Origin of the sequence: Pseudomonas sp. QE6, assembly GCF_041379005.1 — a bacterium.
In the GTDB taxonomy this organism is placed as follows: domain Bacteria; phylum Pseudomonadota; class Gammaproteobacteria; order Pseudomonadales; family Pseudomonadaceae; genus Pseudomonas.
Window position 1 is genome coordinate 118,692 of the sequence record NZ_CP166873.1, and the last position, 19,594, is coordinate 138,285.

A 19,594-nucleotide genomic window follows, 5' to 3' on the forward strand; every position below is an offset into this window, starting at 1 on the left:
ACCTCGCTGAGCAAAGTGGGCGCAGATATTACTCGACAGATTTAGAACTGACAAGAGAAATCAAGCACATACCTCAGTCACGACTTTCGCCAGCTGCTCGGCATAAGCTCGCACCCGACTCTCTTCGTCACCCTCGACCATCACCCGAACCAACGGCTCGGTGCCGGACTTGCGTAAAAGAACGCGGCCACGGCCCGCCATCTCGTCGGTAACCTTGGCACAGGCCTCCTTGACTGCGGGGTGTTCCAGCGGGTCCACATCGCCGCCGGCAAAGCGCACGTTGATCAGCACCTGCGGACACTTGCGGATGCCCATGCGCGCCTCGGCCAGATTCTGCCCGCGCGTTTTCAGCGCCATCAGCACCTGCAATGCCGCAATGACGGCATCGCCAGTCGTCGTATGCTGGCAGCATACGACATGACCGGAGTTCTCGCCGCCCAACTGCCAGTTACGTGCCTGCAATTCGGACATCACATAACGGTCGCCGACCTTGGCGCGCACGAACGGGATGTTCAGGTCCTGCAATGCCAGCTCCAGCCCCAGGTTGCTCATCAACGTGCCGACCACACCGCCATGCAGCTTGCCGCGATCGAGCAGGTCGCGGGCGATGAGGAAGATAATCTCGTCACCATCGACCACGGCTCCCGTGTGATCCACCATCATCACGCGGTCGCCATCGCCATCGAAGGCGATCCCCATGTCAGCTTGCTCGGCCAGCACAGCTTCCTGCAGCGCCTCGATATGGGTCGAGCCGCACTTGTCATTGATGTTCAGGCCGTTCGGCTGCGCCCCGATCACCGACACCTCGGCACCCAGCTCGCGGAATACGCTCGGGGCGATCTTGTAGGTTGCACCATGGGCGCAATCGAGCACGATACGCAAGCCGGAGAAGTCGGTATTGGACGGCACACTGCTCTTGCAGAACTCGATATAGCGACCCGCAGCGTCGTTGATGCGCGACACCTTGCCCAGGCGTGCCGACTCGACCACGGTCATCGGCGCGTCAAGCAACTCTTCAATGATCAACTCCACCTCGTCCGGAAGCTTCGTACCTTGGCCGGAGAAGAACTTGATGCCGTTGTCGTCGTGCGGATTGTGCGAAGCGCTGATGACGATGCCAGCCTCGGCGTGGAAGGTGCGAGTCAAATAGGCGATACCCGGGGTCGGCATCGGGCCGAGCAACATCACATCTGCGCCCGCCGCGGACAGCCCCGCCTCCAGCGCGGATTCGAACATGTAGCCGGAAATCCGCGTGTCCTTGCCCACCAGCACGCGGCACTTGCCTTGCTGACGGAACGCCATGCCGACTGCCCAGCCCAGCTTGAGCACGAAGTCCGGCGTGATCGGCGGCGTGCCTACACGGCCGCGAATACCATCGGTGCCGAAATACTTCCTGCTCATACAGACATCCCCTCTTCCTTTGCACTTTCCACTGCGTGAATCATTCGAACCACGTCCACGGTCTCGGCGACATCATGAACGCGAATAATACTGGCACCCTTGGCCACCGCCAGAGCCGCCAGCGCCAGGCTTCCATAGAGACGCCCATCGACCTCTCGACCCAACGCGCGACCGACCATGCTCTTGCGGGATACCCCGACCAGAACCGGGCAACCCAGCTCCATCAACCGCTCCATCTGCCGGAACAGATTCAGATTGTGACTCTGGGTCTTGGCGAAGCCGAAGCCGGGATCGACGATGATCCTTTCCCGGGCAATGCCCGCTGCTTCGCACGCCGCGATACGTTCCTCGAGGAAGCCCAACACCTCCTGAAGGATGTCCGGATAGCGCGGATCGTCCTGCATATTCCCCGGCTCGCCGCGCATGTGCATCAGGCAGACCGGCAGACCGCTATCGACCGCGGCATCCAGCGCGCCATCGCGCTGCAGCGAACGCACGTCATTGATCACCCCAGCCCCCAGCCGCGCGGTTTCGCGCATCACCGCCGGGGTCGAAGTGTCCACCGAAATCACCACATCCAGCTCGCGAGCGATGGCCTCGACCACCGGCGCCACGCGCTCCAGCTCTTCGGTTGGCGAAACGACGCGCGCGCCCGGCCGGGTCGATTCACCGCCGACATCGATCAGCGTGGCACCCGCCTCGACCATCTCCGCCGCATGGCGCAGCGCCACATCCAGCCGATTGAAACGGCCGCCGTCGGAGAAGGAATCAGGAGTGACGTTGAGGATGCCCATGACGTGTGGGCGACTTAAATCAAGAACCCGGTTGCCGCAAGGCAACCGGGTCGGATGGTACAACGAACTCATTCAGTGCTCTCAGTGTTCGCCGGCGGGCCCGCCAATCGGGTTTTCCTGGCGTCCTTCGTCGCGCGGCGAAGCAGCATTGCCGGAGGAGCCGGAGTTGCCGCCCTGCCAATCGCGCGGCTCGCGCGGAGTGCGGCCGGCCATGATGTCGTCGATCTGATCGGCGTCGATGGTTTCATATTTCATCAGCGCGTCTGCCATCATGTCGAGCTTGTCGCGATTCTCCTCCAGCAGACGCTTGGCGGTGCCGTAGCAGTCGTCGATGATGCGGCGCACTTCCTGGTCGATCATCTTGGCGGTCTCGCCGGAGACGTTGGCGTGCTGGCTACCGGCGCTGCGACCGAGGAAAACCTCACCCTCTTCTTCCGCGTACATCAGCGGACCGAGCTTTTCCGACAGGCCCCACTTGGTCACCATGTTCCGTGCCAGCTGGGTGGCCCGCATGATGTCGTTGGAGGCACCGGTGGTGACGCCTTCGAAGCCCAGGGTCATCTCTTCGGCGATACGGCCACCGAACAGCGAGCAGATCTGGCTTTCCAGGGCGCGCTTGGACAGGCTGTAGCGATCCTCTTCCGGGAGGAACATGGTGACGCCCAGGGCGCGGCCGCGCGGAATGATGGAAACCTTGTAGACCGGATCGTGCTCCGGAACCAGGCGGCCGACGATGGCGTGACCGGCTTCGTGGAACGCGGTGTTCTTCTTCTCCTTCTCGGACATGACCATGGTCTTGCGCTCGGCGCCCATCATGATCTTGTCCTTGGCCAGTTCAAACTCGCGCATGTCGACGATGCGCTTGTTGGCGCGGGCGGCGAACAGCGAGGCCTCGTTGACCAGGTTGGCCAGGTCGGCACCGGAGAAGCCCGGGGTACCGCGCGCAATCACAGCCGGATCGACGTTGTCACCCAGCGGGACCTTGCGCATGTGCACTTTCAGAATCTGCTCGCGACCACGAATGTCCGGCAGGCCGACCACCACCTGGCGGTCGAAACGGCCCGGACGCAGCAGCGCGGGGTCGAGCACGTCCGGACGGTTGGTAGCGGCGATGACGATGATGCCGTCATTCATCTCGAAGCCGTCCATCTCCACCAGCAACTGGTTGAGGGTCTGTTCGCGCTCGTCGTGACCGCCGCCCAGGCCGGCGCCACGATGGCGGCCGACGGCGTCGATCTCGTCGATGAAGATGATGCAGGGCGCGTGCTTCTTGGCCTGGTCGAACATGTCGCGAACGCGCGAGGCGCCCACGCCGACGAACATTTCCACGAAGTCCGAACCGGAAATGGTGAAGAACGGCACCTTGGCTTCGCCGGCGATGGCCTTGGCGAGCAGGGTCTTACCGGTACCGGGCGGGCCGACCATCAGCACGCCGCGCGGGATACGGCCGCCCAGGCGCTGGAACTTGCCTGGATCGCGGAGGAACTCCACCAGCTCGCTGACTTCTTCCTTGGCCTCGTCGCAACCGGCGACGTCGGCGAAGGTGGTCTTCACCTGGTCTTCCGACAACAGGCGCGCCTTGCTCTTGCCGAAGCTCATCGGGCCGCCGCGGCCACCGCCGCCGCCCTGCATCTGGCGCATGAAGAACATGAAGACGGCGATGATCACCAGGATCGGGAAGCTGGCAACCAGCAACTGGGTCCAGATGCTCTGCTGCTCGGGCTGCTTGCCCTCGACAACCACGTTGTTGTTGACCAGGTCGCCGATCAGGCCATTGTCCTGGATCGCCGGGCGGATGGTCTTGAAGGTGTCACCATCCTGGCGCTTGCCAGTGATGACGTAACCGTCGACGGTTACGCGCTCGACCTTGCCGTCCTTCACCTGCTGGATGAAGTCCGAGTAATTGAGCGTCTGCGGCTCGCTCGGGCTGGAGAAGTTGTTCATCACGGTGACGAGTACCGCCGCGATGATCAGCCACAGGATCAGGTTCTTTGCCATGTCGTTCAATTGACTACCCTCTGAAGCCGGCTCCGCCCTGGAAACCGCTTCGCACGACGGCCAGACTCCTTCCGGCCAAAATTACTACACAACGCCCACCCCAGGCAGGCGTCGTCTGTAACCCTTTATGAACCCCGGCTGACGCCGGCACAAGCAAAAGCTGCGGGCTATGGACCAACAGCCGGCACAATCATTCCAGTCTAGGCGCCGCGAAAGCCTCGTGCGAGCAGATACTGCTCCCGCGAACGGTCGCGGGACGACAGCGGCTTGCGCATCTGCACCTTCTCGAAGTTCTCGCGAACCTGCTTGTGGTAAGCGTCGAAACCCTCACCCTGGAAAATCTTGATCAGGAAATCGCCACCCGGACGCAGCACACGAGTGCAGAGATCCAGGGCCAGCTCGCAGAGGAACATGGCACGCGGCATGTCCACGGCGGGCAGTCCACTCATATTGGGGGCCATATCGGAAATCACAAGGTCTACCGGATTTTCTCCGATGGCCTCGAGCAACTGGGCGAAGACTTCGTCTTCGGTGAAGTCGCCCTGGATGAAGGTGACGTCCGGGATGCTGTCCATCGGCAGGATGTCCGAGGCAATCAGGGTGCCCTTGTCACCTATCACCCGACTGGTGACCTGGGACCAGCCGCCCGGCGCGGCGCCGAGGTCAACCACGGTCATGCCCGGGCGCAGGATGCGATCCTTCTCCTGGATTTCCAGCAGCTTGTAGCTGGCGCGCGAGCGATAACCGTCGCGCTGTGCCATCTTCACGTACGGATCGTCGAAATGTTCTTTCAGCCAGCGATGGCTAGTCTTGGAACGGGCCACGTATTACCTCGTCTGAGCGGCATCCCGGTATAACCGAAACTCGGGTAGAATATCCGCCTTTTTTCCCAGGGGTCAGATTATGGCGCTCTCTCAGGAGCAGAAAAAGCAGTTCAAATCTATCGGGCATCACCTGAAACCCGTATTGACCGTTGCTGAAAACGGTCTGTCGGAAGGCGTGATGGCCGAGCTTGAGCGCGCGCTCAACGATCATGAACTGATCAAGGTGCAGTTCCGCATCGCCGAACGCGACGACCGTCGCGCGCTGATCGACGAACTCTGCCAGAACGGCAGCTGCGAACTGATCCAGGTCATCGGCAAGATGGCGCTGATCTATCGCCGCAATCCCAAGCCGAACAAGAACCTGTCGAACATCAGCCGCTACAGCGGTCTCTGACAGTCAAGCCCGGCAGCGCGGAGCCGGCAAGGCTCCGCAGCGTCAGCTCCGCTCGTCCCGCCCCGGCGCCGGCTGCAGCACCAGCAGCAACCCGCAGAGCGCCACCACCAGGTAGTTGAACAGCAGCCAGCGCTCGGCATCAGGCGCAACCTGGCGCACGCCGAAATACACCACCGTCATCACCAGCACGCTGAGCAGCAACTGCCCACGCATCTCGCGCGTGAAAGCAGCGAATCCGCGCGCCTGCCAGAGCACCATGGCCTGGAGCAGCGCGCAGAAACCGGCGAAACCCAGCAGCAACGGCTTCAGGGCCTGCGCCACCGCATCCACCAGCAGCGGCGCCAGGCCGATCTTGCCCAGCGCCGGCAGCATCACGAACTGAAGCAGCCAAAGGCCGCCGACCCAGAATGTCTGGGCCAGCAGCCAGCTGATGGTGCCTGCGCTTGGACTTTGCCGATCAGGCGTGGCGGACTTCAACGATCTCGTACTCGACGTCGCCACCCGGAGTCTTCACCAGTACGGCGTCGCCTTCGGTCTTGCCGATCAGCGCACGGGCGATCGGCGAGTTGACCGAGATTTTGCTGTTCTTGATGTCAGCCTCGTCGTCGCCGACGATCTGGTAGGTCACGGTCTCGTCGGTCTCGACGTTGGCGATATCCACGGTGGTACCGAAGATCACCTTGCCAGTGTGCGGAATGGTGGTCACGTCGATGATCTGCGCGTTGGACAGCTTGGCCTCGATGTCGCGGATGCGAGCCTCGGACATGCCCTGCTGTTCACGGGCGGCGTGGTACTCGGCGTTTTCCTTCAGGTCGCCCAGCTCACGCGCTTCGGCGATGGCCTGGGTGATCTGCGGGCGCAGAACGGTCTTCAGGTGTTTCAGTTCTTCTTCCAGGGCGCGAGCGCCCTGGACGGTCATTGGAAATTTGCTCATGCGTTGATTCCTGCATGGAGATCCTGCAGTCGGCGAACGGTCTTCTCGGGACCGAACTTGAGCGCCTCACAGATCGCCTGACCCGCCGCGATGGTGGTGGTGCAGTAGATCTTGTGCTGCAGGGCGTTACGACGGATGGAGTACGAGTCAGCGATGGACTGGCGACCTTCGGTGGTGTTGATGATCAGGGTGACTTCGTCATTCTTGATCATGTCGACCACGTGAGGACGGCCCTCGGTCACCTTGTTCACGCGACGCACCGGCAGGCCGGCAGCCTCGATGCCCTTGGCGGTACCGGCGGTGGCGACAACCTCGAAGCCCAGGGCGATCAGATCGCGAGCGACCTGGACGGCCTGCTGCTTGTCGTCATCACGGACGCTGATGAAAGCGCAACCGGCGTTCGGCAGGATTTCGCTGGCGCCCAGCTGGGCCTTGGCGAACGCCTCACCGAAGCTGTCGCCGACACCCATCACCTCGCCAGTGGATTTCATCTCTGGGCCGAGGATCGGGTCGACGCCGGGGAACTTGGCGAACGGGAACACCGCTTCCTTGACGCTATAGTACGGCGGGATCACCTCTTCGGTGAAGCCGACCTCGGCCAGGGACTTGCCAGCCATGACGCGGGCCGCGACCTTGGCCAGGGATTCGCCGATGCACTTGGAGACGAACGGCACGGTACGGGACGCGCGCGGGTTCACCTCGATCACGTAGATATCCTCGCCCTGCACGGCCATCTGCACGTTCATCAGACCGACCACGCCGAGTTCCAGGGCCATCTTCTTGACCTGCTCGCGGATCTCGTTCTGGATGTGCTCGGGCAGCGAGTACGGCGGCAGCGAGCAAGCGGAGTCACCGGAGTGCACGCCGGCCTGTTCGATGTGCTGCATGATCGCGCCGATCACCACGGTCTCGCCGTCGCATACCGCATCGATGTCGACTTCGATGGCGCAGTTCAGGAAGCGGTCCAGCAGCACCGGGCTGTCGTTGGAAACCTTCACGGCTTCGCGCATGTAGCGCTTGAGCTCTTCTTCCTGGTAGACGATTTCCATCGCACGGCCGCCCAGTACGTAGGACGGGCGCACCACCATCGGATAGCCGATGTTCTTCGACAGTTCCAGGGCCTGGTCTTCGCTGCGCGCGGTGGCGTTGGCAGGCTGACGCAGATTCAGGCGCTGGACCATCTGCTGGAAGCGCTCGCGGTCTTCGGCGCGGTCGATGGCGTCCGGGCTGGTGCCGATGATCGGTACGCCGGCTTCTTCCAGGGCGCGGCAGAGCTTCAGCGGGGTCTGGCCGCCGTACTGCACGATGACGCCCTTGGGTTGCTCGACGCGGACGATTTCCAGCACGTCTTCCAGGGTCACCGGCTCGAAGTACAGACGGTCGGACGTGTCGTAGTCGGTGGAGACGGTTTCCGGGTTGCAGTTGACCATGATGGTCTCGTAACCGTCTTCACGCATGGCCAGCGCGGCGTGTACGCAGCAGTAGTCGAACTCGATGCCCTGGCCGATGCGGTTCGGACCGCCGCCCAGGATCATGATCTTGTCGCGAGTCGACGGATTGGCTTCGCACTCCTCCTCGTAGGTCGAGTACATGTAGGCGGTGTCGGTGGCGAACTCGGCGGCGCAGGTATCCACGCGCTTGTACACCGGCAACACCTTGAGCTTCTGGCGATGGCTGCGCAGGTTCTTCTCGGTCACGCCGAGCAGCTTGGCCAGGCGGGCGTCGGAGAAGCCCTTGCGCTTGAGCTTGTACATCAGGTCGCGGTCGATGGCGGACAGACCCAGGGTCTTCACGCGCTCCTCGTCCTTGACCAGGTCTTCGATCTGCACCAGGAACCACTCGTCGATGCGGGTCAGGTCGAAGACTTCGGCGATGCTCTTGCCGGCACGGAAGGCGTCGGCGACGTACCAGATGCGGTCGGCATTGGGCACGGTCAGCTCGCGCTTGAGGATGCTCTCGGCTTCCGGATCGTGCAGGTCCAGCTTCGGATCGAAACCGGTGGCGCCGACTTCCAGGCCGCGCAGGGCTTTCTGCACGGATTCCTGGAAGGTGCGGCCGATCGCCATGACTTCACCCACGGATTTCATCTGGGTGGTCAGGCGGGCGTCGGCTTTCGGGAATTTCTCGAAGGCGAAACGCGGGATCTTGGTGACGACGTAGTCGATCGCCGGCTCGAAGGACGCCGGGGTGCGACCGCCGGTGATGTCGTTCTGCAGCTCGTCGAGGGTGTAGCCGACGGCCAGCTTGGCGGCGATCTTGGCGATCGGGAAGCCGGTGGCCTTGGAAGCCAGCGCCGAGGAACGCGATACGCGCGGGTTCATCTCGATCACGACCATGCGGCCGGTGTTCGGGCAGATGCCGAACTGCACGTTGGAGCCGCCGGTTTCCACGCCGATTTCACGCAGCACCGCCAGCGAGGCGTTGCGCATGATCTGGTATTCCTTGTCGGTCAGGGTCTGCGCCGGCGCCACGGTGATGGAGTCACCGGTGTGCACGCCCATCGGGTCGAAGTTCTCGATGGAGCAGACGATGATGCAGTTGTCCTTCTTGTCGCGGACAACCTCCATCTCGTATTCCTTCCAGCCGATCAGCGATTCGTCGATCAGCAGCTCGTTGGTCGGCGACAGGTCCAGACCACGGGCGCAGATTTCTTCGAACTCTTCGCGGTTGTAGGCGATGCCGCCACCGGTACCGCCCATGGTGAAGGACGGACGGATGATGCAGGGGAAGCCGACCTTCTCCAGCACGCCGTAGGCTTCTTCCATGCTATGGGCGATGCCCGAGCGCGGGCAGGCCAGGCCGATGTCGCGCATGGCCTTGTCGAAGCGCGAACGGTCTTCGGCCTTGTCGATGGTGTCGGCGTTGGCGCCGATCATTTCCACGCCGAACTGCTCGAGCACGCCATGGCGCTCCAGGTCCAGGGCGCAGTTCAGGGCGGTCTGGCCGCCCATGGTCGGCAGCAGCGCGTCAGGGCGCTCCTTCTCGATGATCTTGGCGACGGTCTGCCACTTGATCGGCTCGATGTAGGTGGCGTCGGCCATGGCCGGGTCGGTCATGATGGTGGCCGGGTTGGAGTTCACCAGGATGACACGGAAGCCTTCTTCCTTCAGGGCCTTGCAGGCCTGTGCGCCGGAGTAGTCGAACTCGCAGGCCTGGCCGATGACGATCGGGCCGGCGCCGAGGATCAGGATGCTCTTGATGTCTGTACGCTTGGGCATGGGACTCTCGTTGCAATATTCAGGAAAGGGTTGCGCTGGCCAGCTTCACGCCAAAGCCGACGAACAGGGCGCCGACGCCACTCGAGGCGCCGGCAGCCAACCGTTGCCGCCGACGGAACCAGGCCGCCAGACGCACACCGGAGAAAATCAGGAAACTCAGGTACAGGGCGCTGATGATCTCGAGGATCGTGCCCAGCACCAGGAACGACAGGCCGGGGTAGGCGTAACCCGGGTCGACGAACTGGATGAAGAAGGAGATGAAGAAGAGGATCGCCTTGGGGTTGGACAGGCTCAGCAGCAGCGCCTTGCGGAACGGCTGGTTGACGTCCACTTCCCTGGCCGGCGCGGCGGCCGTGTCCAGCGGGTGGCGCAGTTTCTGCCAGCCACCGCGGAGCATGCCTACCCCTAAATAGAACAGGTAGGCAGCGCCGACGTACTTCAGACCCAGGAACAGCATCGGCTCGGTCTTGAGCACCGAGGCGATACCCAACGCCGACAGCAGCATCAGGATCGCATCGCCCAGGAACACCGCGCTCGCCGCCCGGTAGCCCGAAGCCACGCCGCGCTGGGCGGCGGTGGCGAGGACGAACAGCGAGTTCGGCCCCGGCAGCAGGACGATGAACAACGTACCCAGGACGTAGGTCCAGAGGTCGGTGATTCCCAGGGTCGGCATCATCTTCTTTCCCTCTTCCGTCTCTTTCGAAAAAAAGCCGGGACTCAGCGGCGCTCGGCCATCGCCGCGATGAAGCGATCGAACAGCGGGGCCACGTCATGCGGGCCAGGGCTGGCTTCCGGGTGCCCCTGGAAGCTGAAGGCCACCTTGTCGGTGCGCTCGATCCCCTGCAGGGTGCCGTCGAACAGCGACTTGTGGGTCGCACGCAGGTTGGCCGGCATGCTCGCCTCGTCCACGGCGAAACCGTGGTTCTGGCTGGTGATCATCACCACGCCCGAATCCAGATCCTGTACCGGGTGGTTGGCGCCGTGGTGGCCGTGGCCCATCTTCAGGGTCTTGGCGCCGGAGGCCAGGGCCAGCAGCTGGTGGCCGAGGCAGATGCCGAATACCGGGATCTCGGTGTCGAGGAATTCGCGGATGGCCTGGATGGCGTAGTCGCACGGCTCGGGGTCGCCAGGGCCGTTGGAGAGGAAGATACCGTCCGGATTGAGGGCGAGCACTTCGCTGGCCGGGGTCTGCGCCGGCACGACGGTCAGGCGGCAGCCGCGGGCGACCAGCATGCGCAGGATGTTCAGCTTCACGCCGAAATCATAGGCAACCACGTGGTACGGCAGGTCGGCGGCGGCGATTTCCGGATGGCTGTCGGTTTCCAGGTTCCACACGCTGGAACGCCACTCGTAGCGCTCGGTGGAGGAAACGACTTTCGCCAGGTCCATGCCCTTCAGGCCCGGGAAGCCGCGCGCCAGTTCGAGGGCTTTTTCCTCGGTGGCGTCGGGGCCTGCCAGGATGCAGCCGTTCTGCGAACCCTTCTCGCGCAGGATGCGGGTCAGGCGGCGGGTATCGATGCCGGCAATGGCAACGGTGCCGTTCTCTTTCAGGTAGTCCGGCAGGGACTGCTTGTCGCGCCAGCTGCTGGAGAGCAGCGGCAGGTCGCGAATGATCAGGCCGGCGGCCCAGACCTTGTTCGACTCGGCGTCTTCCGGCGTGGTGCCGGTGTTGCCGATGTGCGGGTAGGTCAGGGTGACGATCTGTTGGGCGTAGGAAGGATCGGTGAGGATTTCCTGGTAGCCGGTCATGGCGGTGTTGAACACCACCTCTCCGACGGTCTGGCCGTCGGCGCCGATGGCTTCACCGCGAAAAACGCTGCCGTCGGCAAGTGCAAGTATGGCTGGCTTAGTCAAGAAGACCTCCCGTAGTTCAAGCCTGGCTGGGCGTGCGCAGATTGTAAAAAAGCGGGATGACATCAGAAGAAGTCATCCCGCTTTTTATGTGATCATGCTGCGCTGCTTTTAGTGGACACACTAAAGCTGTAGTTTACAGAAAAGCGACATCATGGTCCACCTTTTGCACGACGTACGGCTATGCCACTCAGCATCAGCTTTCGATCTCGCGAGCTAGAGTCGGGCAAGGCGGACAGTAAGCGAGGACGCGGAGTTTACACGTGCCAAATGAGCACTCGAGACTCCTGCCCAACGCAACCCGACCGACGTACAGCATGCTGATGCTCAGCGAAGGCCGAGCACATCCTGCATGTCGTACAGGCCATTGGCCTGCCCTTCCAGCCACTGCGCAGCACGCACGGCACCGCGAGCGAAGGTCATGCGGCTCGAGGCCTTGTGGGTGATTTCCACGCGCTCGCCGTCGGCGGCGAACAGCACGGTGTGATCGCCCACCACATCGCCGGCACGCACGGTGGCGAAGCCGATGGTCTCGCGCGGACGGGCACCGGTCTGGCCTTCGCGACCGTAGACGGCCACTTTCTCCAGATCACGACCCAGCGCGTTGGCGACCACTTCGCCCATGCGCAGCGCAGTGCCGGACGGCGCATCGACCTTGTGGCGGTGGTGCGCCTCGATGATCTCGATATCCACCTCATCACCCAGCACGCGGGCTGCGGTATCGAGGAGCTTCAGACAGAGATTCACGCCCACACTGTAGTTGGCGGCAAAGACGATCGGGATATCCTTGGCCGCATCGCTCAGCAGCGCCTTCTCCTCGACGGTGAAGCCGGTGGTGCCGATAACCATGGCCTTGCCAGCCTTGCGGCAGACTTCCAGATTCTTCAAGGTGACGGTCGGGTGGGTAAAGTCGATCAGTACGTCGAACTCGTCGACCACCTTGCCCAGGTCTCCCGACAGCGGCACGCCGATACGCCCCAGGCCCGCCAGCTCGCCCGCATCAGCGCCCACCAGGGTGCTGTCCGGACGGTCGACCGCCGCGGTCAGGCCGGCACTGCCATTGGTCTGCTGCACCGCCTCGATCAGGGTCTTGCCCATGCGCCCGGCGGCGCCCATTACGGCTATACGTCGCATATAAAACTGCTCCAAAGCTAGAAAGCCCCGGACGATTCACATCGTCCGGGGCCTTGCATCATAGATCGTCGAAGAAGCGCTTCATGCCCTCGAACCAGCCACTGGCCTTGGGCGAATGGGAAGAGTTGCCCTGCAGGGTGCCGCGGAACTCTTCGAGCAACTCGCGCTGACGCTTGTCCAGCTGCACCGGGGTTTCCACCACGACGCGACACATCAGGTCGCCGGCACCGCCGCCACGCACCGGGGCAACACCCTTGCCGCGCAGGCGGAACAGCTTGCCGGTCTGGGTGCCTTCGGGAATCTTCAGCTTCACGCGACCATCCAGGGTCGGCACTTCCAGCTCGCCACCCAGGGCAGCGTCGGCGAAGCTGATCGGCACTTCGCAGTACAGGTGCTTGCCGTCGCGCTGGAAGATGTCGTGCTCACGCACGTTCACCACCACGTACAGGTCGCCCGCCGGGCCACCATGGGCGCCGGCCTCGCCTTCGCCGGTCAGGCGGATGCGGTCACCGGTATCGACGCCGGCCGGCACTTTCACCGACAAGGTCTTGTGTTCTTCCACGCGCCCCTGGCCGTGGCAGGAGCCACAGGGGTCGGTGATCATCTTGCCGCTGCCATGGCAGCGCGGACAGGTCTGCTGTACCGAGAAGAAGCCCTGCTGCATGCGCACCTGGCCGATACCGCCGCAGGTGGTACAGGTGACCGGCGTGGTGCCGGGCTTGGCGCCGCTGCCGCTGCAGGTCTTGCAGCCGACCAGGGTGGGAACGCGGATGGTCACGGTGGTGCCGCGCACCGCGTCTTCCAGGTCCAGATCGAGGGTGTAGCGCAGGTCAGCGCCACGCGCAGGCCCGCCACGGGAGCCACCGCGACCGCCGCCACCGCCGAAGAAGTCGCTGAAGACATCACCGAAGATGTCCGAGAAGCTCGCACCACCGAAGCCGGCGCCACCACCGCCCATCTGCGGATCGACGCCGGCATGGCCGTACTGGTCGTAGGCCGCGCGTTTGCTGGCGTCGGACAGGACCTCGTACGCCTCGTTGGCCTCCTTGAATTTGTCCTCGGCTTCCTTGTCGCCGGGATTGCGGTCCGGGTGGTACTTCATGGCCAGCCGGCGGTAGGCCTTCTTCAGGTCCGACTCGCTGGCGCCACGCTCGACACCCAGTACCTCGTAAAAATCACGTTTGGCCATAAATTCTTTGCACCTTGAAAACCTCTCCCCCAGACACGCCAACGCGGGAGCAAGCCCCCGCGTGACGTTTCATGCGCACCGACACGCTGGTCGGTGCGCCGGAGCGGAAGCAAGCACGCGGCTTACTTGTTCTCCTTGACCTCTTCGAACTCGGCGTCGACGACATCGTCGCCAGCCTTGTCGTCAGCGGCCTCGCCCTGAGCGGCAGCGCCCGGCTGCGGCTGTTCGGCGTACATCTTCTGCGCCAGCGGGGTGGACGCCTGGGACAGCGCGTTCAGCTTCGCTTCGATCTCGGCCTTGTCGTCACCCTTCACGGCAACTTCCAGCTCGCCCAGCGCTTTCTCGATGGCGGCTTTCTCCTCGGCGGTGGCCTTGTCGCCAGCCTCGGTGACCATCTTGCGAGTCGCATGGACCAGCGCATCACCCTGGTTGCGGGCCGCGGCCAGTTCCTCGAACTTGCGGTCTTCCTCGGCGTTCGCCTCGGCGTCACGCACCATCTGCGCGATCTCGTCCTCGGACAGGCCGGAGGAAGCCTTGATCACGATGGACTGCTGCTTGCCGGTGGCCTTGTCTTTGGCGCCGACGTGCAGGATGCCGTTGGCGTCGATGTCGAAGGTCACTTCGATCTGCGGCACGCCGCGCGGAGCCGGCGGGATATCGGCCAGGTCGAACTTGCCCAGCGACTTGTTCTGCGCGGCCTGCTTGCGCTCGCCCTGCAGCACGTGGATGGTCACGGCGCCCTGGTTGTCATCGGCGGTGGAGAACACCTGCGACTTCTTGGTCGGGATGGTGGTGTTCTTGTCGATCAGCGCGGTCATCACGCCACCGAGGGTTTCGATACCCAGGGTCAGCGGGGTGACGTCGAGCAGCAGCACGTCCTTCACGTCGCCGGCCAGAACGGCGCCCTGGATGGCAGCACCCATGGCAACGGCTTCGTCCGGGTTAACGTCCTTGCGCGCCTCCTTGCCGAAGAACTCGGCAACGGTCTTCTGCACCAGCGGCATACGGGTCTGGCCGCCGACCAGGATCACTTCGTCGATCTTCGAGACGTCCAGGCCTGCGTCTTTCAGCGCAACGCGGCACGGCTCGATGGTGCGGGTGACCAGGTCTTCCACCAGGGATTCCAGCTTGGCGCGGGAAACCTTGACATTCAGGTGTTTCGGGCCGCTGGCGTCAGCGGTGACGTACGGCAGGTTGACGTCGGTCTGCTGAGTCGAGGACAGCTCGATCTTGGCCTTCTCGGCCGCTTCCTTCAGGCGCTGCATGGCCAGCGGGTCGCCCTTGAGGTCCATGCCCGACTCTTTCTTGAACTCTTCAACGAGGTAGTCGATCAGGCGCAGGTCGAAGTCTTCACCACCCAGGAAGGTGTCGCCGTTGGTAGCCAGTACTTCGAACTGGTGCTCGCCATCGACTTCGGCGATTTCGATCACGGAAACGTCGAAGGTACCGCCACCCAGGTCATAAACGATGATGGTGTGGTCGCCCTTGGCCTTGTCCAGGCCGTAGGCCAGCGCAGCCGCGGTCGGCTCGTTGATGATGCGCTTGACGTCCAGACCGGCGATACGACCGGCGTCCTTGGTGGCCTGACGCTGGCTGTCGTTGAAGTAGGCCGGAACGGTGATGACCGCTTCGGTGACCGGCTCGCCCAGGTAGTCCTCGGCGGTCTTCTTCATCTTCTTCAGGACTTCGGCGGAGACCTGCGGCGGAGCCATCTTCTGGCCCTTGGCCTCGACCCACGCGTCGCCGTTGTCAGCCTTGACGATGGCGTACGGCACCATCTTGATGTCTTTCTGTACGACGTCTTCTTCGAAGCGACGACCGATCAGGCGCTTCACTGCGTACAGGGTGTTTTTCGGGTTGGTCACGGCCTGGCGCTTGGCCGGCTGACCGACCAGGATCTCGCCGTCGTTGGCGTAACCGATGATCGACGGGGTGGTACGAGCGCCTTCGGCGTTCTCGATGACCTTGACGTTACCGTTCTCCAGGATGGACACACAGGAGTTGGTGGTCCCCAGGTCGATACCAATGATTTTGCCCATATTTCACTCTCCAGAAATTAGATTCCGCGCTGACCCTGTTGCGGGTCTTTGGCTCGGTTGATTACCCAGATGGGGACCGGGTGGTGGATTTCAAGCCTTCTCGTCGATCGAAGGCGGGGTTTGTTCGGGCGCCTTGCTAACCACGACCATGGCCGGACGCAGCAGGCGACCGTTGAGCAGGTAACCCTTCTGGAACACCTTGACCACGCTACCCGGCTCCAGGCGCACGCTCTCTTCCATCGCCATGGCCTGGTGATGCTCGGGATTGAACGGCTCGCCGTGCGGATCGACCGGCTCGAGATTGAAGCGCTTCAGGGTGTCGTGGAACATCTTCAGCGTCAGCTCGATGCCTTCGCGCATCGGCTTGATCGCCTCGTCGTCCGGATTCGACATCTCCAGCGCGCGCTCGAGGGTATCGACGATCGGCAGCAGGTCGCCGGCGAATTTCTCCAGGGCGAACTTGTGCGCTTTTTCCACGTCCTGCTCGGCGCGGCGGCGGACGTTCTGCAGTTCGGCGACGGCGCGCAGGCTCTGATCCTTGGCCGCGGCGAGCTGCTCTTCCAGCTCCAGCACGCGGGCGTTCAGGTCCTCGGCAGCACCGGTTTCCGGCTGCTCGTTGAACTGGGAATCCCGAGTCTGTTGTTCGTCAGACATGCCACTCTCCTAAAAAAGAAAATAAGCCTTTGAAAACAAAGCGAACCCATTGGTCCGCGGCTCTGCCGTCTATATGGGGCGGATTTTTTCGACTTCAAGGGCGCCGACCTCATGGGCACCCCAACGCGACAGGAGAGAATTGCCAGCGGCAAAAAATACTGTATAAATAACCAGACTTATTGATGGAGCCGCCGCCCATGCTGGTTCACCTGTCCGTGCACAACTACGCCATCGTCGAGCACCTCGATCTCGAGCTCGCCGCCGGCATGACCGTGATCACCGGCGAAACCGGCGCCGGCAAGTCGATCATGCTCGACGCCCTCGGCCTCGCCCTGGGCGACCGCGCCGACAGCGGCGTGGTGCGCCCCGGCGCCGACAAGACCGACATTCTCGCCAGCTTCGATGTCAGCGCGATTGCCGAAGCCCGCGATTGGCTGGCCGAGCGCGACCTGGAGCAGGACGGCCCGTGCATCCTGCGCCGGGTGATCACCGCCGAAGGCCGCTCCCGCGCCTATATCAACGGCACGCCCTGCCCGCTGGGCGACCTCAAGCACCTGGGCGAACTGCTCATCGACATCCACAGCCAGCACGAGCACCAGTCCCTGCTCAAGGCCGACACCCACCGCCGCCTGCTCGACGAATACGCCGGCAGCCAGGACCTGGCGCGCCAGGTGCACCTTGCCGCGCAGCGCTGGAAACAGACCCGCCAGGAATTGGACCGCCTGTCGCGCAATGGCGACGAGCAGCGCGCTCGCCACCAGTTGCTCAGCTATCAGCTGGAGGAACTGGAAAACCTCGGACTGGGTGATAACGAACTGGAGACGCTGGAAGCCGAACACAAGACCCAGAGCAACGCCGGCAGCCTGATCGCCGCGTGTCGGCAAGTAGTGGAAATGTGCAGCGAAAGCGATGCCGGCAACGTGCTTTCGGCACTGACGTCGAGCCTCAATCGCCTGACTGCCTTCCCGAGCCAGCCGCAGGCGCTGGGCGAAGCGGTGAACCTGCTGTCCAGCGCGCAGATCCAGGTGGAAGAGGCGATTGGCGAGCTGAACCGCTTCGTCGACAACTTCGACGCTGACCCCATGCGCCTGCAACAGCTGGAAGAACGCATGGACGCCATCTACAGCCTGGCCCGCAAGCATCGCGTACAGCCCCACGAACTGCAGGACCTGCAGCAGCGCCTGCTGGATGAGCTGGAAGCGCTGAACGCCGATGACGAGGCCGTCGAGCGCCTGGGCGACGAGCTGGCCGCCTATGCCCGTCATTACCAGGAGAAGGCCGAGGAACTCAGCCGTATCCGCCAAACCGCCGCGCCGCAGCTGGCCAAGGCGGTGGAAGTGGAAATGCAGCGTCTGGGCATGCCCGGTGGCCGCTTCGCCATCGACCTGCGCGAAGCCAGCTCGGACGAACCCCAGGTGAACGGCCTGGAGCAGCTGGAATTCCTGGTCAGCGCCAACCCCGGCCAGCCCATGAAGGGCCTGGCCAAGGTCGCCTCAGGCGGCGAGCTGTCGCGTATCAGCCTGGCGATCCAGGTGATCACCGCGCAGACCTCGCGCGTCCCGACCCTGGTCTTCGACGAAGTGGATGTCGGCATCGGCGGCCCCACCGCCGAAGTCGTCGGCCAGTTGCTGCGCCGCCTGGGCGATCGCGGCCAGGTGCTCACCGTCACCCACCTGCCGCAGGTCGCTGCGCAGGGCCACCAGCACCTGTTCGTGCACAAGGACCGCGACACTAGCGAAACCCGCACCGCCGTAGCCAACCTGAAAAAGGCCGAACGCATCGAGGAAATCGCCCGCATGCTCGGCGGCGTCGACCTGACCAAGGAGTCCCTGGCCCACGCCCGCAAGATGGTGGACTCCGCCATACAGGGCTGACCCGTAGGGCGTACAACCGTTCGCGGTTGTACGTCGATACACCTGTCACATCGCTGACGCCGAGGCTGGGCGTGGCCAATCATTCCCAGGTCGAACCAGTGTGAAGCGGGGCAATGGCCAATCGGCGTATAACGCGGAGCGTTATACGCTCTACGCCCGACGAACCACGCCACAAACGAAAACGGCGACCCGAGGGCCGCCGTTTCTGCATCCGCGTGCGCTTACTTCTTCTTGCGCACGTAGAGCACCAGATTGTGATCGACGAGCTCGAAGCCGCGCTCCCTGACGATCTCCTTCTGGCGCTTCTCGATTTCCGAGTCCATGAACTCGATGACTTCGCCGGTATCGACGCAGACCATATGGTCATGGTGGCCGCTGTCGGCCAGCTCGAAGACGGCATGGCCGCCATCGAAGTTGTGGCGCACCACAAGGCCCGCGGCCTCGAACTGGGTCAGCACGCGATAGACAGTGGCCAGACCTACGTCCTCACCCGCCTCCATCAGCGCTTTGTAGACATCCTCCGCGCTCATGTGGCGCTGCTCGGCGGAATCGAGCATCTGGAGGATCTTGACGCGCGGCAGCGTGACCTTCAGTCCGGCTTTGCGCAGTTCGCTATTTTCAACCATGTGTGCTTTCTCGGCGCGGGATGCTTCGCAGCTTCCCTCAATGCAGGTATGATCGGGGTTTCGTCGCTCAGCCAAGATAGTGGAAGTCACCACCCGATGCAAAACGCCAAGCTCATGCTGACCAGTCTCGCCTTCGCGCTGGGACTCGCCGCACTCGCCGGTTGCTCTTTCCCGGGGGTTTACAAGATCGACATCCAGCAGGGCAACGTCGTAACACAAGACATGATAGACCAGTTGAAGCCTGGAATGACCCGGCGCCAAGTGCGGTTTATCATGGGTAACCCCTTGATCGTCGACACTTTCCATCCCAATCGCTGGGATTACCTGTACAGCATCCAGCCCGGTGGCGGTCAGCGCCAGCAGGAACGCATGAGCCTGTACTTCAGTGACAGCGACCAGCTGATCGGCCTCAACGGCGACTTCATGCCCGGCGTGAGCCGCGACGAGTCGATCCTCGGCAAGGAAGGCGGCTCGACCACCACGCCGTCGGAACCGACCCAGCAGCAACCCGAACAACCCAAGGAAGAACCGGCCAAGCCCGGCTCCGTGGAAGAGCAGATCCAGAAGGAAGTGGACCAGGTGGAAACCGTGCCGATCCCGACCCCGGAACCGCTGGACAAGAACCCGCAATAAGGGTCTGCCCGACAAAAAAGCCCGGCCAATG

The 19,594-nt window shown here is 63.2% G+C and carries 17 protein-coding genes; 3 read left to right on the top strand and 14 right to left on the bottom strand.

What is annotated here, in order from left to right; genetic code table 11:
* Nucleotides 1-60: 60 nt before the first annotated feature.
* From glmM to rlmE, 4 genes are all read right to left on the bottom strand, one after another.
* On the bottom strand, nucleotides 61-1,401 hold the full coding sequence (gene glmM, locus ACAW63_RS00565; protein ID WP_371230937.1) for a phosphoglucosamine mutase: 1,341 nt from the start codon (nucleotides 1,399-1,401) through the stop codon (nucleotides 61-63).
* Nucleotides 1,398-2,267, bottom strand: a complete 870-nt coding sequence (gene folP / locus ACAW63_RS00570) for a dihydropteroate synthase (protein WP_371230939.1) — start codon at nucleotides 2,265-2,267, stop codon at nucleotides 1,398-1,400. Before folP ends, glmM begins: the two co-directional genes overlap by 4 nt.
* Nucleotides 2,268-2,276: 9 nt before the next feature.
* Entirely contained in the window at nucleotides 2,277-4,193 is a 1,917-nt protein-coding gene (gene ftsH, locus ACAW63_RS00575) for an ATP-dependent zinc metalloprotease FtsH (RefSeq protein ID WP_275608716.1), read from the bottom strand.
* 200 nt (nucleotides 4,194-4,393) lie between these two features.
* Nucleotides 4,394-5,017, bottom strand: coding sequence for a 23S rRNA (uridine(2552)-2'-O)-methyltransferase RlmE (gene rlmE / locus ACAW63_RS00580; protein ID WP_065085392.1), 624 nt, complete (start codon nucleotides 5,015-5,017; stop codon nucleotides 4,394-4,396).
* 79 nt (nucleotides 5,018-5,096) lie between these two features.
* Here rlmE and ACAW63_RS00585 point away from each other — a divergent pair, with 79 nt between their 5' ends.
* Entirely contained in the window at nucleotides 5,097-5,411 is a 315-nt protein-coding gene (locus tag ACAW63_RS00585) for a YhbY family RNA-binding protein (protein WP_207882711.1), read from the top strand.
* Between the two features lie 42 nt (nucleotides 5,412-5,453).
* Here ACAW63_RS00585 and ACAW63_RS00590 read toward each other — a convergent pair whose 3' ends face one another.
* The 9 genes from ACAW63_RS00590 to grpE all read right to left on the bottom strand — a co-directional run bounded on the left by ACAW63_RS00590 (nucleotide 5,454) and on the right by grpE (nucleotide 16,430).
* A complete protein-coding gene (locus tag ACAW63_RS00590) occupies nucleotides 5,454-5,888 on the bottom strand; it encodes a DUF4149 domain-containing protein (protein WP_371230942.1) in 435 nt (144 codons plus the stop codon).
* Nucleotides 5,869-6,345, bottom strand: a complete 477-nt coding sequence (gene greA / locus ACAW63_RS00595; RefSeq protein WP_275608719.1) for a transcription elongation factor GreA — start codon at nucleotides 6,343-6,345, stop codon at nucleotides 5,869-5,871. The genes ACAW63_RS00590 and greA overlap by 20 nt, the downstream gene beginning before the upstream one ends.
* Nucleotides 6,342-9,563, bottom strand: coding sequence for a carbamoyl-phosphate synthase large subunit (carB, locus tag ACAW63_RS00600; protein ID WP_275608720.1), 3,222 nt, complete (start codon nucleotides 9,561-9,563; stop codon nucleotides 6,342-6,344). The genes greA and carB overlap by 4 nt, the downstream gene beginning before the upstream one ends.
* Nucleotides 9,564-9,582: 19 nt before the next feature.
* Nucleotides 9,583-10,236: a leucine efflux protein LeuE gene (leuE, locus tag ACAW63_RS00605; RefSeq protein ID WP_371234530.1), complete on the bottom strand. Its 654-nt coding sequence runs from the start codon at nucleotides 10,234-10,236 to the stop codon at nucleotides 9,583-9,585.
* 44 nt (nucleotides 10,237-10,280) lie between these two features.
* The gene (gene carA / locus ACAW63_RS00610) at nucleotides 10,281-11,417 is read right to left on the bottom strand and encodes a glutamine-hydrolyzing carbamoyl-phosphate synthase small subunit (protein ID WP_275608721.1); all 1,137 of its coding nucleotides are present in this window, start codon (nucleotides 11,415-11,417) and stop codon (nucleotides 10,281-10,283) included.
* 324 nt (nucleotides 11,418-11,741) lie between these two features.
* The gene (gene dapB / locus ACAW63_RS00615) at nucleotides 11,742-12,548 is read right to left on the bottom strand and encodes a 4-hydroxy-tetrahydrodipicolinate reductase (protein ID WP_371230946.1); all 807 of its coding nucleotides are present in this window, start codon (nucleotides 12,546-12,548) and stop codon (nucleotides 11,742-11,744) included.
* Nucleotides 12,549-12,606: 58 nt separating this feature from the next.
* The gene (gene dnaJ, locus ACAW63_RS00620; RefSeq protein ID WP_371230947.1) at nucleotides 12,607-13,737 is read right to left on the bottom strand and encodes a molecular chaperone DnaJ; all 1,131 of its coding nucleotides are present in this window, start codon (nucleotides 13,735-13,737) and stop codon (nucleotides 12,607-12,609) included.
* A 122-nt stretch (nucleotides 13,738-13,859) separates the two neighbouring features.
* Entirely contained in the window at nucleotides 13,860-15,776 is a 1,917-nt protein-coding gene (gene dnaK, locus ACAW63_RS00625; RefSeq protein WP_371230949.1) for a molecular chaperone DnaK, read from the bottom strand.
* A 90-nt stretch (nucleotides 15,777-15,866) separates the two neighbouring features.
* On the bottom strand, nucleotides 15,867-16,430 hold the full coding sequence (gene grpE / locus ACAW63_RS00630; RefSeq protein ID WP_371230951.1) for a nucleotide exchange factor GrpE: 564 nt from the start codon (nucleotides 16,428-16,430) through the stop codon (nucleotides 15,867-15,869).
* A gap of 197 nt (nucleotides 16,431-16,627) precedes the next feature.
* Between grpE and recN the strand changes: the two genes are divergently transcribed.
* Entirely contained in the window at nucleotides 16,628-18,304 is a 1,677-nt protein-coding gene (recN, locus tag ACAW63_RS00635; RefSeq protein ID WP_371230952.1) for a DNA repair protein RecN, read from the top strand.
* 221 nt (nucleotides 18,305-18,525) lie between these two features.
* Here the strand turns inward: recN and fur are convergent, their stop codons facing one another.
* On the bottom strand, nucleotides 18,526-18,930 hold the full coding sequence (gene fur / locus ACAW63_RS00640; protein ID WP_015478949.1) for a ferric iron uptake transcriptional regulator: 405 nt from the start codon (nucleotides 18,928-18,930) through the stop codon (nucleotides 18,526-18,528).
* A 96-nt stretch (nucleotides 18,931-19,026) separates the two neighbouring features.
* Here fur and ACAW63_RS00645 point away from each other — a divergent pair, with 96 nt between their 5' ends.
* Nucleotides 19,027-19,563 carry an outer membrane protein assembly factor BamE gene (locus ACAW63_RS00645; RefSeq protein WP_371230953.1) on the top strand — a complete coding sequence of 179 codons (537 nt, stop codon included), beginning with the start codon at nucleotides 19,027-19,029 and terminating at the stop codon, nucleotides 19,561-19,563.
* The last annotated feature ends 31 nt before the right edge of the window (nucleotides 19,564-19,594 follow it).

Bases quoted from the DNA above. Each gene is read 5' to 3' on its own strand.
- glmM (WP_371230937.1), bottom strand. From the start codon at position 1,401: ATGAGCAGGAAGTATTTCGGCACCGATGGTATTCGCGGCCGTGTAGGC.
- folP (WP_371230939.1), bottom strand. From the start codon at position 2,267: ATGAGTTCGTTGTACCATCCGACCCGGTTGCCTTGCGGCAACCGGGTT.
- ftsH (WP_275608716.1), bottom strand. From the start codon at position 4,193: ATGGCAAAGAACCTGATCCTGTGGCTGATCATCGCGGCGGTACTCGTC.
- ACAW63_RS00585 (WP_207882711.1), top strand. From the start codon at position 5,097: ATGGCGCTCTCTCAGGAGCAGAAAAAGCAGTTCAAATCTATCGGGCAT.
- greA (WP_275608719.1), bottom strand. From the start codon at position 6,345: ATGAGCAAATTTCCAATGACCGTCCAGGGCGCTCGCGCCCTGGAAGAA.
- carB (WP_275608720.1), bottom strand. From the start codon at position 9,563: ATGCCCAAGCGTACAGACATCAAGAGCATCCTGATCCTCGGCGCCGGC.
- leuE (WP_371234530.1), bottom strand. From the start codon at position 10,236: ATGCCGACCCTGGGAATCACCGACCTCTGGACCTACGTCCTGGGTACG.
- dapB (WP_371230946.1), bottom strand. From the start codon at position 12,548: ATGCGACGTATAGCCGTAATGGGCGCCGCCGGGCGCATGGGCAAGACC.
- dnaJ (WP_371230947.1), bottom strand. From the start codon at position 13,737: ATGGCCAAACGTGATTTTTACGAGGTACTGGGTGTCGAGCGTGGCGCC.
- dnaK (WP_371230949.1), bottom strand. From the start codon at position 15,776: ATGGGCAAAATCATTGGTATCGACCTGGGGACCACCAACTCCTGTGTG.
- grpE (WP_371230951.1), bottom strand. From the start codon at position 16,430: ATGTCTGACGAACAACAGACTCGGGATTCCCAGTTCAACGAGCAGCCG.
- recN (WP_371230952.1), top strand. From the start codon at position 16,628: ATGCTGGTTCACCTGTCCGTGCACAACTACGCCATCGTCGAGCACCTC.
- fur (WP_015478949.1), bottom strand. From the start codon at position 18,930: ATGGTTGAAAATAGCGAACTGCGCAAAGCCGGACTGAAGGTCACGCTG.
- ACAW63_RS00645 (WP_371230953.1), top strand. From the start codon at position 19,027: ATGCAAAACGCCAAGCTCATGCTGACCAGTCTCGCCTTCGCGCTGGGA.